The organism is Sphingomonas sp. P4_G3 (genome assembly GCF_056401105.1).
Map to the genome: position 1 here is coordinate 64,746 of NZ_JBFUJZ010000004.1, position 13,565 is coordinate 78,310.

The window sequence follows — 13,565 nt, forward strand, 5'->3', positions numbered from 1 at the left end:
CCGCACTGCAACAAAACTCAATCGCTGAGTGTATCGAAGAGTTCCCGCATGTCCGCTGGGATTTCGCTATCGAACGACAAAGCGTTTCTTGTGATGGGGTGGATGAACCCGAGATGCGCCGCGTGCAATGCCTGGCGGCGGAAATTCAGGGTTTCCAGAACCTTCCTGTGAACCTGTTTTGTTCTACCATAAACCGGGTCTCCAATCAAGGGGTGACCGATCGACGCCATGTGCACGCGCACCTGATGGGTGCGGCCGGTCTCGAGCTTGCACTCGACCAGATCGGCTTCGTGCAAGCTCTTGAGCTTGCACCAATGCGTCACCGCGCGCTTGCCGGTGCGAACGATCGCGACCTTCTTGCGGTTCTGTGGACTGCGCGCGAGCGGCGCGTCAATCGTGCCGCTGGCGGTCGTCAGATGACCCGAGACCAACGCGCGATAGCGTCGATCGATCGAATGGTCGGCGAACTGCTTGGCGAGGCCTTCATGGGCGCGATCGGTCTTGGCCGCGACCATCAGCCCCGACGTGTCCTTGTCGATGCGATGGACGATCCCGGGCCGCGCGACGCCGCCGATCCCCGACAGGCTGCCACCGCAATGATGGAGCAGGGCATTGACCAACGTGCCGTCGAAATTGCCGGCCGCGGGATGGACGACAAGCCCGGCAGGCTTGTCGATCACGATCAGATGCTCGTCCTCGAACGCGATTTCGAGCGGGATGTCCTGGGCTTCGTTATGCGCCGGTCGGGGAATGGGCACGGTGACGGTGAAGGTTTCGCCACCAAGGAGCTTGCGGGCGGGGTCGCGCATCAACACGCCCGACGGATCGCTGACCGCGCCCGACGAGATGAGCGCTTTCAGCCGCTCGCGTGACAATGTGGGCACGGCATCTGCCAGCGCCCGATCGAGCCGCCAGCCTTTGGCCGCGCCCGAAACCACTGCTTCGAAGATGGAAACCCCCGGAACCATTCGTGTAGGAAGATGGGAATGAGGTTGGAAATTTCAAGAGAAGTGCTCGCCGGAATCCGGGCTGCGGCCGCTGGCGCGCATCCTAACGAGGCGTGCGGGCTGCTGTTCGGTGATGCGGACCGGATCACCGGCTGGCAGGGAACGCAAAATGTCGCCGAGCGTCCGGACATTGAATTCGAGATCGATCCAGCCGCGCTTTTTGCAGCGCTTCGCGCCGAGCGGGCGGGCGGGCCGCGATTGATCGGCTATTGGCATTCACATCCGAACGGGGTGGTAAAACCGTCACGGCGTGACGCTGAGATGGCGGATATCGACGGCAAGATTTGGGTCATCGTCGCCGGCGACGATGTAGCTGCATGGCTAGCTGTCGAGGAGCCGGTCTATAGCTGGGCCGAGCATTCAGTTGAGCAGCGTGACGGGCAGTGTGTGGCGATACCGACCGTGAGCCATACAATCAGGGGCTTCCAGCACGTCCCAATGGCGACTGGCGAGGTGCGACACCTGATCCCCCGTGACAAGACCGACGAGGACATGGTGCCGCTGATCGCCGCTGCGGGCTATCCCGCAATCGCGCCGATCCTAGATGATTTGATGCGCTGGACCGCCGATGGCAATTGGCCAGTCGCGGGCCCATTGATCGACTATCTGGCGACAATTGGCGAACCGATGCTAGAACCGGTCCGCCGGGTGCTGCGCGGTGATGATGGCGGGCACAAATGGATGTGCATGCGCTTTATCGTCCGTCGGTTGCCGCGGTCAGCTCAGCTTGAGTTGACGAATGATCTGCGCATTCTTGCCGAAGACCCGAGCCAAGATGATTTGCTCGAAGAGGCGGATGTCGAGGCGCGCGAAATCTTGGCCGGACTTGCCGAATCGAGCGCTTAGCAGGTTGCGGGTCGCGTCTCCCTACGCCAGAAGACAGGCAACGATAGGAAAGAAACGTCCGTAATGACCATGACCTCGGTCGATTTCGCCAGCTTGCTCTGCTCGCGTTTGTGCCATGACCTGCTCAGCCCGGTGGGTGCGCTCAATAACGGGCTCGAATTGCTCGCCGACGAGCATGACCCGGAAATGCGTGCGCGTTGCCTCGAATTGCTCAACGAAAGCGCTCGGGCGTCGGCCAACAAGCTCAAATTCTTCCGCCTCGCGTTCGGCGCGGCGGGCGGTTTCGGCGAAAAGGTCGATACGCGGGAGACGCGCTCGGCGATCGAAGGGTTGTTCGGCGACAATGCCAAGCTGACGATCGGCTGGATGGTCGAGGAAGCGACCTTGCCCAAGCCCGCGACCAAGGTGCTGCTCAACCTCGCGCTGATCGCCGGCGACGCCCTGGTGCGCGGTGGGCAACTCGATATCGGCGCCGAGGAGAATGCGGGCAATATCGAGATCGTGGTGCGCGCCGAAGGGCCGCGGCTGGTGCTCGATCAGGAATTGCGCACGACGTTGCTCGGCGAACAGGGCGACACGGCCATCACGCCACGCGCCGCAGCGGCCTATCTGATCCATTCGTTGGTCAGCGAGGGTGACGGTAGTGTGCAGATCTCCGAGCCCGATGCTCCGGTGTTGCTGTTCGGCGTGACAATTCGCGCCGGGTAAACGTCTCTTTTACCACTGCTCGTCCAAGGTCGAACCGCGCATCATGCTCGGGGACCCATGGACGACCTGCTCCAGGAATTCATTGCCGAAACGCGCGAGACGCTAGACGCGCTCTCGGGCGAGATCGTCGCGTGGGAAGCCGACCCGGCCGACCGTGCGCGGCTCGATGCCATTTTCCGTTTCGTCCACACGGTGAAGGGAAGCTGCGGCTTTCTCGACCTGCCGCGCCTGGCGCGCCTGAGTCACGCCGCGGAGGACGTGCTGGCCGCGGTTCGCTCGGGCGAGCGGAGCCCCGACCAGAAATTGGTCACCGCGGTGCTGGCGATCGTCGACCGGATCGGCGAGATCGTCGAGGCGATCGATGCCGGTGCCGCGCTCGACGATAGCGGTGAGGAATTGCTGATCGCGGCGCTCAATGCGGGCGCCGAAGCGGCGGCTCCCGCCGCGCAACAGGCACCCACCGGCCAGCGCGTCGCCAATCGCAGCGTGCGGCTGTCGACCGATCTGCTCGACCGCATGATGTCGGGCATGTCGGACATGGTATTGGCGCGCAACGAACTCGCGCGCCGCATGCGCGACCAGAATGTCGATCCGACGATCGAAGCCGCGCTCGACCGCCTGTCGCTGACCGTGGCGGAGATGCGCGACACCGTGACGCGGACGCGCATGCAGAAGGTCGACGCCTTGTTCTCGGCCTTGCCGCGCATGGTCCGCGACACTGCAGCCGAAGTCGGCAAATCGGTGCAGCTCCAGATCGAGGGATCCGACGTCGAACTCGATCGCGAGATGATCGAGATGATGCGCGATCCGCTCGTCCACATCATCCGCAATTCGATCGACCACGGCATCGAAAGCGCCGCGGAACGCCGCGCGCTCGGCAAACGCGAAGTCGGCCGACTAATCGTGTCCGCGCGCCAGTCGGGCAATCAGATCATCCTCGAAGTCGCCGACGACGGCCGTGGGATCGATACCGATCGCCTGGTTCAGAAACTCACGTCGTCGGGCCAGTCGCGCGGCCGCGATCTGTCGATGCTGAGCGAGCGCGCCAAGCTCGACCTGATCTTCGAACCCGGACTGTCGACCAAGGACGAAGTTACCGCGATTTCCGGCCGGGGCGTCGGGATGGACGTCGTCCGCGCCAATATCGAACAGATCGGTGGACGAATCGATCTGGTCAACGCCAAGGACCGCGGACTGCGGATCCTGATCCACGTGCCGCTGACATTGTCGATCATCCCTGCGATCGTCATCGGCATCGCCGGCCAGCGTTTTGCGGTCACGCGCCAGGCGATCGAGGAAATCGTCCATGTCTCCGGTGATGCGATCCGCGTCGATCTGCTGGGCGATACGCCGGCGGCGACGGTGCGCGATCGCCGTATGCCGCTGGTCGATCTCGCAGCGTTGCTCGGCCTGCGCGCCATCGATCCGATGTCGGTCGACATGCTGGCGATCATCAGTGCCAGCGGCGGCAGTTTCGCGGTCGCAGTCGATTCGGTGCTCGATCACGAGGAATTGGTGATCAAGCCCGCGTCGCCGGCAGTGATGGCGACAGGCATCTATGCCGGCCAGACCTTGCCCGACAGCGGCTCGCCGATGCTGTTGCTCGATTGCGCCGGGGTCGCCGCGGCCGCCGGGATCAATTTTACCCGCGATACGGCGGTCGAAGAAGAGGAGGCGATCGAGCCCGAGGCGGTCCTGGCCGACGCGCTGTTGTTCGACGACCTCGATGGCCGCCGCCGCGCGGTGCCGTTGGCAATTATCGACCGTGTCGAAACCGTCGACGCGTCCAATGTGCGGTTCAGCGGTGGCCGGATGCGCTTGTTGGTCGACGATCGCATCGTGCCGCTTGCCGCGCTCGGCGAGATCGAAGGCCATGCCCAACTCGCCGTGCTGAGGATCAAGGATGGCGATGCCGAAATCGCCTATGCGATTGCCGAACCGGTCGACATCGTCGCCATTCCGACCGACATCTCCCCGTCGGCGCAGCCTGGGCCAATCCTGGGGGTCGTTGTGATCGGCGACGAACAGGTGGAACTGATCGATCCGCAATGGCTGCTCGGTCCCGATGCCCTGGATATCGTCCGGGCGGGCGCGCCGCTCTGCCTGATCGACAGCCAGTCGGACAGCTGGATCGCGACTTTCCTGAAGCCGGTGCTCGAACAAGCAGGATATCGTGTTTCGACCAAGGCGAGCGCGGACGAACAGCCGGCGGTGATCCTGACCACCGATGCCGCTCCGGCCGCGGCACGCGACGGCCGCGTGCTTCGTCTCAGCAATGATCGGTGCGATACCGGCGGCGACGATCGAGTCTATCGCTATGACCGCGCCGGATTGCTCGCCGCCGTCGCCAAACGGGTGAATGTGGCATGAGCGAACAGCTTTTCCTGATCGCGCATATCGCCGGCCGCGGAGTCGCGATCGATTCGGCGCAAGTCGAGTCGGTGGTCGATATTGGCGCGGTCATCCCGACGCCGCGCGCCGCGCCGCACATTCGCGGGCTGGCCGCGCTGCGCAGCCGGGTGGTGACGGTCATCGACACGCATGCCGCGCTCGGCCTGCCCAAGCTCGCGATCGCCGGATCGCGCGCGGTTATCACGGTGGTCGACGGGCATCATTATGCCGTGCTGGTCGACAGCCTGGAGGATGTCGCGCCGTTCGTCGCCGCGCCGCTGCCGCCGGGGATCGGGCTCGACGCCGGATGGCGCCAGGCCGGTTGCGGCGCGATCGAGCGCGATGGCGAGCCGATTCTGGCGATCGATCTCACCGCGCTGGTCCACGGACCATCAAACGACGCGAATGCAATCAATTAACCGGGTGATCACGGTTTGGCGGGTAAGCCCTTCGATGGGCCTAGTAACGGGGTGTTTCGGTCATGAAGACGTGTCTGGTTGTCGATGATTCCAAGGTGATCCGCAAGGTCGCCCGCCATATCCTCGAGACGTTGAATTTCGAGGTGAGCGAGGCTGCCGACGGTAAGGAGGCGCTGGACAGCTGCATGGCGTCGGTCCCCGACGTGATCCTGCTCGACTGGAACATGCCGGTGATGAGCGGGATGGATTTCCTGCGTGCGCTCCGCGACACCGCGCTATCGAGCCGGCCCAAGGTGGTGTTCTGCACCACCGAGAACGGCATGGCCTATATCCGCGCCGCGATCGAAGCGGGTGCCGACGAATATGTGATGAAGCCATTCGATCGCGAAACGCTGGAATCGAAGCTCCAAATCGTCGGCCTGGCATAAGCGCACCGGTGCCGTGGTGGCGAGCAAGCCTTTTCCCGATTTCGAAGCGCCGCCCTCGGTCCTGATCGTCGACGATTCGGTCGTTGCACGCGCTGTGATCGCGCGAGCGATCGACGGCGGCGACCGTTTCCTGGTGGCTGGCGCGGTACAGGACGTCAAGGCGGCGCTGGCGTTCCTGGCGCGGCATCGCGTCGACGTGATCCTGCTCGACATCGAAATGCCGGGGGTCGATGGCCTGACCGCCTTGCCCGACCTGATCGCGGCGGGGCAGGGCGCCCGCGTGCTGATCGTGTCCTCTGCGTGCGCCGATGGCGCCGCGTCGACGGTCCAGGCATTGGCGCTGGGCGCGGCGGATACGCTGGTCAAACCCGAAGTCGGCGCCTTTGCCGGGCGCTTCGGTGATCAACTCAACGAACGGCTCGTCCGACTGGTCGAGGCTGATGAGGTCGTGGCGCCGCGGACGCCGGCAGCGGCCAGCGCGCCGGGGAACGACTATGATATCGTCGCGATCGGCGCCTCGACCGGGGGCATCCACGCGCTCAGCCAATTGCTCAGGGCGATCCCCGCCGAGTTCCGCTTGCCGATCCTGATCACCCAGCACCTGCCCGAATCGTTCATGCCCTATTTCGCCGCGCAGGTCGCGGTGCTGGCCAATCGTCCGTGCGAAGTGGCGGAGGACCGCGTCCGCGTGCGTCCCGGCCGCATCCTGATCGCGCCGGGTCGCGCGCATATGCGCTGCGTGGCGATGGGCGATGGCGTGGCGATCCGTCTATCGACCGCGGCATCGGTCAGTGGCTGTCTGCCGTCGGTCGACCCGATGCTGCAATCGGTGGCTGAGGTGTATGGCGCGCGCGCGCTCGGCGTGATGCTGAGCGGGATGGGCCGCGATGGCGCCATCGGGGCTGGGCAGTTGTCCGCCGCCGGTGGCAGTGTCGTTGTCCAGGATCGCGCGTCCTCGGTGGTCTGGGGGATGCCCGGTGCCGTGGTTGCCGGTGGAGTCGCCGACGCGATCCTGCCGCCGGACGAGATCGGCCAATTGATCGCGCGCCGTCGGCGGCCTTCATGCTGACCCCGCGCCCCGCCGGCGCGGTCGCGGAATTCATCGCGCTGCTCGAAGCGCGCACCGGGCAGCAGATGGGTGCCAACCGCAACTGGCGCATCGAAACCGCGCTGAAGCCAGTGATGCGTGATACGGGTCACGATACGCTGGAGAAGCTTGCCGAAGCGACCCGGGCGGATCGCGGCGGACCGCTCGCCGATCGCGTGGTCGACGAATTGCTCAACCAGGAGAGCTCGTTCTTCCGCGATGCGGCGGTGTTCGACATCGTCGAGCAGGCAGTGTCGGCGATCCCCGATACGCGCCGCCCGCGAATCTGGTCGGCGGGCTGCTCGACCGGGCAAGAGCCGCTCAGCCTGGCGATGCTGTTCGCCGAAAAGCTCGATCATCAAATGCCGGAGATACTGGCCACCGATGTCTCCGAATCGGCGCTGCATAAGGCACGCGCTGGACGTTACACCCAGTTCGAAATCCAGCGCGGCCTGCCGATCCGCCGGATGATGCAATGGTTCGATTCGGTCGACGGCGACTGGATCGCCAATCCTGGGCTGACTCGGATGGTCTCGTTCCGCCGGATGAACCTGGTCGCCGATTCGCTGCCGATCGGCCGATTCGATGTCATCCTGTGCCGCAACGTGCTGTTGTATTTCTCGCTCGACATGCGCCGCGCGGTCCTCGGTCGGCTCGCGCAAGTGCTGCGGCCCGATGGGGTATTGGTGCTTGGCGCCGGCGAGACCGTGATCGGCCAGACCGACGCGTTCCGTCCCAGCCAGCGCTATCGTGGACTGTACGAGCCGAACTGGGCCGCCGCCGCGGCTGCGTGATTCCGGAAGCAGCGGGACGGTTTACTTTCGCCGCGCTTCGCCGCAATCCAGCGGGCGTGAGCATCGTCGAAACCCCGTCGCCCAATTTCAACGAGCGGCAGCTGCCGGTTTCGATGATCGTGCTGCATTATACCGGCATGCAAAGCGCGGAGGCCGCGCTGGCGCGCCTGACCGATCCAGCGGCGGAGGTGTCGGCGCATTATCTGATCGACGAGGATGGCACGATTCATCGTCTGGTGGCCGAGGACAAGCGTGCCTGGCACGCCGGGCAATCGCATTGGCGCGGGATCACCGACGTCAATTCGGCCTCGATCGGGATCGAATTGGTCAATCCCGGCCACGAATTCGGCTATCGCGAGTTCGCGCCCGCGCAGATCGAGGCGCTGGTCCCGCTGCTGGCCGAGATCAAGGATCGCTACCAGATCACCCGCGGCAACATTGTCGGTCACTCCGACATCGCGCCGACCAGGAAGCAGGATCCCGGCGAGCTTTTCCCCTGGGCCCAGCTGGCGCGCCTGCGTCTCGCGCTGCCGCGCCCAACCAAGAATCTGATGGACCCGTTGTGGACCGACGCCGGCTTCCTGCTCGCGCTCGAACGGTTCGGGTATGAGGTCACCGACAAGCTCGCCGCCGTCGTGGCGTTTCAGCGCCGCTTCCGCCCTGAACTGATCGACGGCGAGATCGACGGCGAATGCCGCTGCCTGCTGCTGGCGCTGCTGCTGCCGAAGCCGCAGGGGGATGAGTAAGCGATCGATCGAGCGCGTGCTCGACGAGTACGCCACCGCAACGACCGGTTCGTTCGTCGAGCGATCCGAAGCGGTATCGAGCGAAAAGCTGCTCGGACCGTTCCTCGATATGTTTCCCCCACCGCCCGCGCGCATCGTCGATATCGCCGCTGGCACCGGCCGGGATGCGGCGTGGCTCAGCCGGCGAGGATATGAGGTGACCGCGGTCGAACCCGTCGCGGCGCTGCGCGAGGTCGGGATGCACCTGCACGGGACCGCCAGGATCGACTGGTGCGACGGCATGCTGCCGGACCTTGCCATTTCGCCGCCACCGGCACGCGGATTCGACGTCACCCTCCTATCCGCGGTGTGGCAGCACCTCGACGATCGCGATCGTGCGCGATCGATGCCCAATATCGTCGAGCTGACGGTGGCTGGAGGCCTGATCCTGATCTCGCTGCGACAGGGGCCGAGCACGCCGAGCCAGACCCTGCACGAGGCATCGGTGCCTGCGACCGTCGATCTGGCGAGCGCGAACGGCTTGCAGATGGAACGCGAAGTGCGGATCGAATCGATGCAGGCGGCGGATCGTGCCGCGGGCATTTATTGGACGTGGCTGGCCTTTCGGCGATTGGCGCGCTAGGCCGCGCCTGCCAGAGGGTCGGGCGGCCGCGTGGATGCTTGCATCCCCGAGGAAAGTCCGGGCTCCGCGGAACGACGGTGGCGGGTAACGCCCGCCGGGGGTGACCCCAGGGAAAGTGCCACAGAGAGCAGACCGCCAACCCGGTTCGCCGGGAGGTAAGGGTGAAAGGGTGCGGCAAGAGCGCACCGCGCTTCTGGTAACAGCGGCGGCATGGCAAACCCCACCGGGAGCAAGACCGAATAGGGGCGGCATATGGGTGTGTTCCCACCCGTCGCCCGGGTTGGTTGCTTGAGGCGGCGCGCAAGCGTCGTCCTAGAGGAATGGTCGCCCATCCGCGCGAGCGGTGGACAGAACCCGGCTTACAGACCCTCTGGCGCTCTTTTCCTCGTGTTGAATGTCAGCTAACCTGCCCCAAAAGCGGGGGAAAAAATATGCGGGGATTGCTTCTCGGCGCGACTGTGCTCGCGATGGTCCCGATGCTCGCATCGGCGGATGTCACGCCGCCGGCACCGACCATTCAACAGGCTTTCGACGCCGCCACGGCGTTGCAGGATAGCGGCAAGTTCGCCGACGCGCTCGCGGAGTGGGAAAAGCTGGAGCCGCGCGTCGCGAACAAGCCACGAAGCCTGGCGCTGGTCCGCTTGCGCAAGGGGCTCACGCTCTATCGGCTTGATCGTCGCGACGACGCGGTGGCGTCGGTCCGCGCCGCGCTTGCGGTCCTCCCAGCAAACGAGCCGACGATGCGCAACGATCGTATCCAGGGCTATAATCTGCTCGCCAAAGTGGCGGAGACGTCGCTCGATTACGCGACCGCCTCGGACAATTACCGTCAGGCGGAGGCGTTGGCGGCAACTCCGGTTGAGCATCTAGGCACATTGCGCGGGCTGATTGAGACCGAGACTTTCGTCGATTCGGGTGCCGCGGTCGCCGATCTCGCTCGTGTCCAGCAATGGCTCGTCGACCCATCGGTCGACAATGTCGCCCGCGCCGCGCTCAAGCGCGTGGAAAGCCAATTGCTCCTTAATCGCGGCGACTTTGCCGGCGCGCGCACCGCTGCTGGTGAAGGGGTCAAGCTGCTCGGCGGGCTGACCAGCAGGACCGACCTCAACGATGTCGCCGTGCGATCGAATTACGCGATCGCTGCGATGATGCTCGGCGATCGCGACGATGCCCGCAAATATATGGCCTATACTGGCGCGGGGCGCGTCTCGACCGGCTCGTTCGATCCCGCCGTCCAGATGACGCCGCCCGATTGCGGCGGCGATTCCGATCTGCGCCCGGATGACATGGCTGTCGTGGAATTCTCGATCGGTGACGACGGGACGATCGTCTATGCCTCGCCGGTTTATGCCTCGCGCGGCGGCAAGGTCGCGCTGCAATTCGCGCGCGCGGTGCGCAATTGGTCGTGGAAGCCCGAGCAGGTGAAGGCGCTGCCGGCATTCTTTCGTTACCGCGCTCGCGTCGAATTGCGCTGCTCGACCGAATTTCCCAAGCCGTCTCTTCACGACTATCTCGACAAGTCGCTGGCGAAATGGCTCGAGCATCGCGGGGTCGACGTCCCCCAGAAACACGAGGGCGCGGACGCGGCGTTGCTTACCGCCGAACGCAAGGAATTGGCTGACCTCGAAAAGGCCAAGGGGGCTGATTCGCTCGCCTTGGTGCCGATCTTGCACCTCTTGTCGCGCAACACCGTGTTGCAGGCCGAGGAAGGTGCGCGGTTCGCACAGCGCGAGGTGGCGATTCTGGCTGCCAACGGGGCGCCGGCGATGGCGCGGTTGTCCCCCGACTTGAAGGGCTGGCAGAGCAAGAATTCCGACAGTTGGGGTGGCCGGCGATATTTTCGCATGCTCGAAGCTGCCGCGGCGAGCGGACCCTATGCCGAGGATCCGGAAGCCCGTGCGGTGCTCCGGTTGATGATGTCCGATGCATCGCGCGGGTTCGACAAGGAGCGTAGCTTGGCGCTGCTCGATCAGGTCGCGAACGATGCGTCGCTGCCGGCCGAGGATGGGTTCAAGGTCGGGGCGTTGATCCGCAAGGCGTCCATGCTCACCCAGCGCGGCGATCTCGCCGCCGCCAAGGCGGTCTATGCACAGACCGGTACGACTGCCGATCAATGCTCGCTGATCGATTCCGCGCCGCGTGCTATCGGCGTTAGTGGTACCTTTCCCGACGAAGCCTGGAAGTGGGGTTTCGAGGGCTGGGTGTCGGTACAATTCGATGTCGGCGCTGATGGCCGGACGGTCAACCAGCGGGCGGTCATCTCCTACCCGCCGTTCATCTTCACCAAGGCGGGTGACGATATGTTCAAAACCGCGCGTTACGAAAAGACCTTCCGTCCGGACGGCGGTATAGGATGCGGCGGTGTAACGCAGCGGGTCAGATTCACAATGCGCCCTTGACCCCGCTTGCGCTCGTACGCCCAATGCCTATGTCGCGCACATGGCGCGTCCGACCCGATCCGATAACTGGGGCTTTCCCCGCTGGGGCAGCTACGGCTCGACGCGCGAGGCGACACGGGTGCGGATGTGCGACCGCCATGGGTGCGATCAGCCCGGCAATTGCCCGGCGCCCAAATCGCCCAATAGCCCCGAGCGCTGGTATTTCTGTCAGGACCATGCCGCCGAGTATAATCGCGGCTGGAATTATTTTGAGGGCTTGAGCGCAGAGGAGGCAGCCGAGCGCGAGGCGGCCGAGACGCGCACGGCGAACGGTTATGCCGAGGCACGGCATTATGGTTGGGGCGGATCGGGCGACGGCAGCCGATCGCGCGACGAAATGCGCGCGCTCGACGTGCTCGAACTCGATTCGGACGCCGATTTCGATGCCGTCCGTGCCGCATGGCGCAAGCTAGCCAAGGAATGGCACCCGGACGTGCGCCAAGGGGACGAGGAAGCGGCGAAGCGCTTTCAGGCGATCCAGGCTGCCTATGACGTCTTGCGTGCCGCCGAGGAAAACCGCGCGTGGCGACCGACGAGCTAGTTACCCCGGAACTCGGCGCGCTGGGTCGGGGGCTCGAGAGTCGCTGGTCGGGGGCGATTCTGGTCTGCTCGAAATGTTCCAAGAAGCTCGACGGCGGGTTTGGGCGCAAGGGCAGGACCAGTCTCGGCAAAGCATTGCGCAAGCGTTTTGGGCTCAAAAAGGGACGCAAATCGCCGGTGGGGCTGATCGAGGTCAAATGCCTGGGCGTCTGTCCCAAAGGCGCAGTGACGTTGGTCGATACCAGCCGTCCTGGCACGTGGCGGCTGGTGCCCGCCGGCGCCGATGTCGAGGCGATCGGCCGCGACCTCGGACTCGAGCCGGGGGCTCAGGCGCCGCGCCGCGCCATCACGTCGAGATAGGTCTGCAGCACCTTTTCGTTGACCGGACCCCAGACATAGGCCTGCGCCTTGGCATGTCCCGATGCGCCGGCCGAGGCGCGCAGCGAATCGTCCTCGATCAGCCGCTGGATCGCGTCGGCATAGGCGTTGACGTCGCGCGGCGGGACGAGAAATCCGTTGACGCCCTCTTCGACCAGATCGACCGCGCCCGTGGCGCGCGCGGCGACCACCGCGACCCCCGCCGCCATCGCTTCCGAGGTGACGTTGCCGAACGTCTCGGTGACGGAAGGGTTGAAGAATACGTCCATCCCCGCCACCGCGCGGCCGAGATCGTCGCCGCTCTGGAAACCGGCGAATACCGCGCCGGGCACGCGATCGGCGAACCAGTCGCGTGCTGGGCCGTCGCCGACCACCAGCACCTTGTGACGGATGCCGCGGCGGGCCAGCTCGTTGACCACGTCGGCGAAGATGTCGAGGCCCTTTTCGAGCACCAGCCGGCCGAGAAAGCCGACCGCCACTTCGTCATCGGCGATGCCCAGCGAGCGGCGCCAGGCGAGGTCGCGCCGACCGGGATTGAAACGCTCGTGATTGACGCCGCGCGACCAGATGCTGACCGGAACCGTCACGCCCCATGACTTGATCAGATCGGCGACCGAGGGCGAGGGCACGACTACTTCGTCGACCCGATTGTAGAAACGCTTCAGCATGCCGATCAGCAACGGCTCGACGAAGCCGATGCGATAATAACGCGGATAGGTTTCGAACCGCGTGTGGAAAGAGGCGACCGAGGCGAGGTTGTTCCGTCGCGCCCAAGTCACCGCGCGGTGACCAAGGATCTCCGGCGCAGAGACGTGGACGAGGTTGGGGGCGAACGCCTCCAGGTCGGCGCGCACCTTTTTCGGCAAGCCGCGGGCCAATTTATACTCCGCGCGGCCGGCCGGCATCGGGATTGCCGGCACGCTCACCAGGTCTCCGGTCGGCGGAAAGGCGGGTTCGTCGACGGTCGGCGAATAGACACGCACCTTCACCCCGCGATCGAGCAAATGCCCGACCAGCAGATTGAGCGCCTGATTGGCGCCGTCCCGCGTGTAATTGTAGTTACCGCTGAACAGCGCGACACGAAGATCGCCTGGTTGCATCCAACGCCCATAGCGGTGCGCGGGCGGCTTGCCTATCTACTCCCCAGACCTAAGCCCAGGG

General features: G+C 65.1%; 14 protein-coding genes and 1 other RNA gene. 13 read left to right on the forward strand and 2 right to left on the reverse strand.

Annotated features, from left to right (window positions below; genetic code table 11):
• Window positions 1-17: 17 nt before the first annotated feature.
• Window positions 18-968 carry an RluA family pseudouridine synthase gene (locus tag AC1DQQ_RS12085; protein ID WP_478029949.1) on the reverse strand — a complete coding sequence of 317 codons (951 nt, stop codon included), beginning with the start codon at window positions 966-968 and terminating at the stop codon, window positions 18-20.
• Window positions 969-986: 18 nt separating this feature from the next.
• Between AC1DQQ_RS12085 and AC1DQQ_RS12090 the strand changes: the two genes are divergently transcribed.
• From AC1DQQ_RS12090 to AC1DQQ_RS12150, 13 genes are all read left to right on the forward strand, one after another.
• The gene (locus tag AC1DQQ_RS12090; protein WP_478029950.1) at window positions 987-1,853 is read left to right on the forward strand and encodes a DUF5071 domain-containing protein; all 867 of its coding nucleotides are present in this window, start codon (window positions 987-989) and stop codon (window positions 1,851-1,853) included.
• A gap of 63 nt (window positions 1,854-1,916) precedes the next feature.
• Complete coding sequence (locus tag AC1DQQ_RS12095) at window positions 1,917-2,561, forward strand: histidine phosphotransferase family protein (RefSeq protein ID WP_478029951.1); 645 nt, start codon at window positions 1,917-1,919, stop codon at window positions 2,559-2,561.
• A 57-nt stretch (window positions 2,562-2,618) separates the two neighbouring features.
• The gene (locus AC1DQQ_RS12100) at window positions 2,619-4,931 is read left to right on the forward strand and encodes a chemotaxis protein CheA (RefSeq protein WP_478045339.1); all 2,313 of its coding nucleotides are present in this window, start codon (window positions 2,619-2,621) and stop codon (window positions 4,929-4,931) included.
• Complete coding sequence (locus AC1DQQ_RS12105; protein ID WP_478040791.1) at window positions 4,928-5,371, forward strand: chemotaxis protein CheW; 444 nt, start codon at window positions 4,928-4,930, stop codon at window positions 5,369-5,371. The genes AC1DQQ_RS12100 and AC1DQQ_RS12105 overlap by 4 nt, the downstream gene beginning before the upstream one ends.
• Before the next feature lie 62 nt (window positions 5,372-5,433).
• Window positions 5,434-5,799, forward strand: a complete 366-nt coding sequence (locus tag AC1DQQ_RS12110) for a response regulator (RefSeq protein ID WP_066589882.1) — start codon at window positions 5,434-5,436, stop codon at window positions 5,797-5,799.
• A 16-nt stretch (window positions 5,800-5,815) separates the two neighbouring features.
• Complete coding sequence (locus AC1DQQ_RS12115) at window positions 5,816-6,868, forward strand: chemotaxis protein CheB (protein WP_478040792.1); 1,053 nt, start codon at window positions 5,816-5,818, stop codon at window positions 6,866-6,868.
• A complete protein-coding gene (locus AC1DQQ_RS12120; RefSeq protein ID WP_478029955.1) occupies window positions 6,862-7,680 on the forward strand; it encodes a CheR family methyltransferase in 819 nt (272 codons plus the stop codon). Before AC1DQQ_RS12115 ends, AC1DQQ_RS12120 begins: the two co-directional genes overlap by 7 nt.
• A gap of 56 nt (window positions 7,681-7,736) precedes the next feature.
• Window positions 7,737-8,426 carry an N-acetylmuramoyl-L-alanine amidase gene (locus AC1DQQ_RS12125; RefSeq protein ID WP_478045341.1) on the forward strand — a complete coding sequence of 230 codons (690 nt, stop codon included), beginning with the start codon at window positions 7,737-7,739 and terminating at the stop codon, window positions 8,424-8,426.
• Entirely contained in the window at window positions 8,419-9,048 is a 630-nt protein-coding gene (locus AC1DQQ_RS12130; protein ID WP_478029957.1) for a class I SAM-dependent methyltransferase, read from the forward strand. The genes AC1DQQ_RS12125 and AC1DQQ_RS12130 overlap by 8 nt, the downstream gene beginning before the upstream one ends.
• A 10-nt stretch (window positions 9,049-9,058) precedes the next feature.
• An RNA gene (gene rnpB, locus AC1DQQ_RS12135) (RNase P RNA component class A) lies at window positions 9,059-9,426 on the forward strand.
• A 53-nt stretch (window positions 9,427-9,479) separates the two neighbouring features.
• A complete protein-coding gene (locus tag AC1DQQ_RS12140) occupies window positions 9,480-11,447 on the forward strand; it encodes a hypothetical protein (protein WP_478045343.1) in 1,968 nt (655 codons plus the stop codon).
• Window positions 11,448-11,487: 40 nt separating this feature from the next.
• Window positions 11,488-12,027, forward strand: a complete 540-nt coding sequence (locus AC1DQQ_RS12145) for a J domain-containing protein (RefSeq protein ID WP_478030459.1) — start codon at window positions 11,488-11,490, stop codon at window positions 12,025-12,027.
• Window positions 12,009-12,386: a (2Fe-2S) ferredoxin domain-containing protein gene (locus AC1DQQ_RS12150; RefSeq protein WP_478045345.1), complete on the forward strand. Its 378-nt coding sequence runs from the start codon at window positions 12,009-12,011 to the stop codon at window positions 12,384-12,386. The genes AC1DQQ_RS12145 and AC1DQQ_RS12150 overlap by 19 nt, the downstream gene beginning before the upstream one ends.
• Here AC1DQQ_RS12150 and AC1DQQ_RS12155 read toward each other — a convergent pair.
• Window positions 12,353-13,504, reverse strand: a complete 1,152-nt coding sequence (locus tag AC1DQQ_RS12155) for a glycosyltransferase family 4 protein (RefSeq protein ID WP_478040796.1) — start codon at window positions 13,502-13,504, stop codon at window positions 12,353-12,355. The two genes, AC1DQQ_RS12150 and AC1DQQ_RS12155, sit on opposite strands and share 34 nt — an antisense overlap.
• Between the last annotated feature and the right edge of the window lie 61 nt (window positions 13,505-13,565).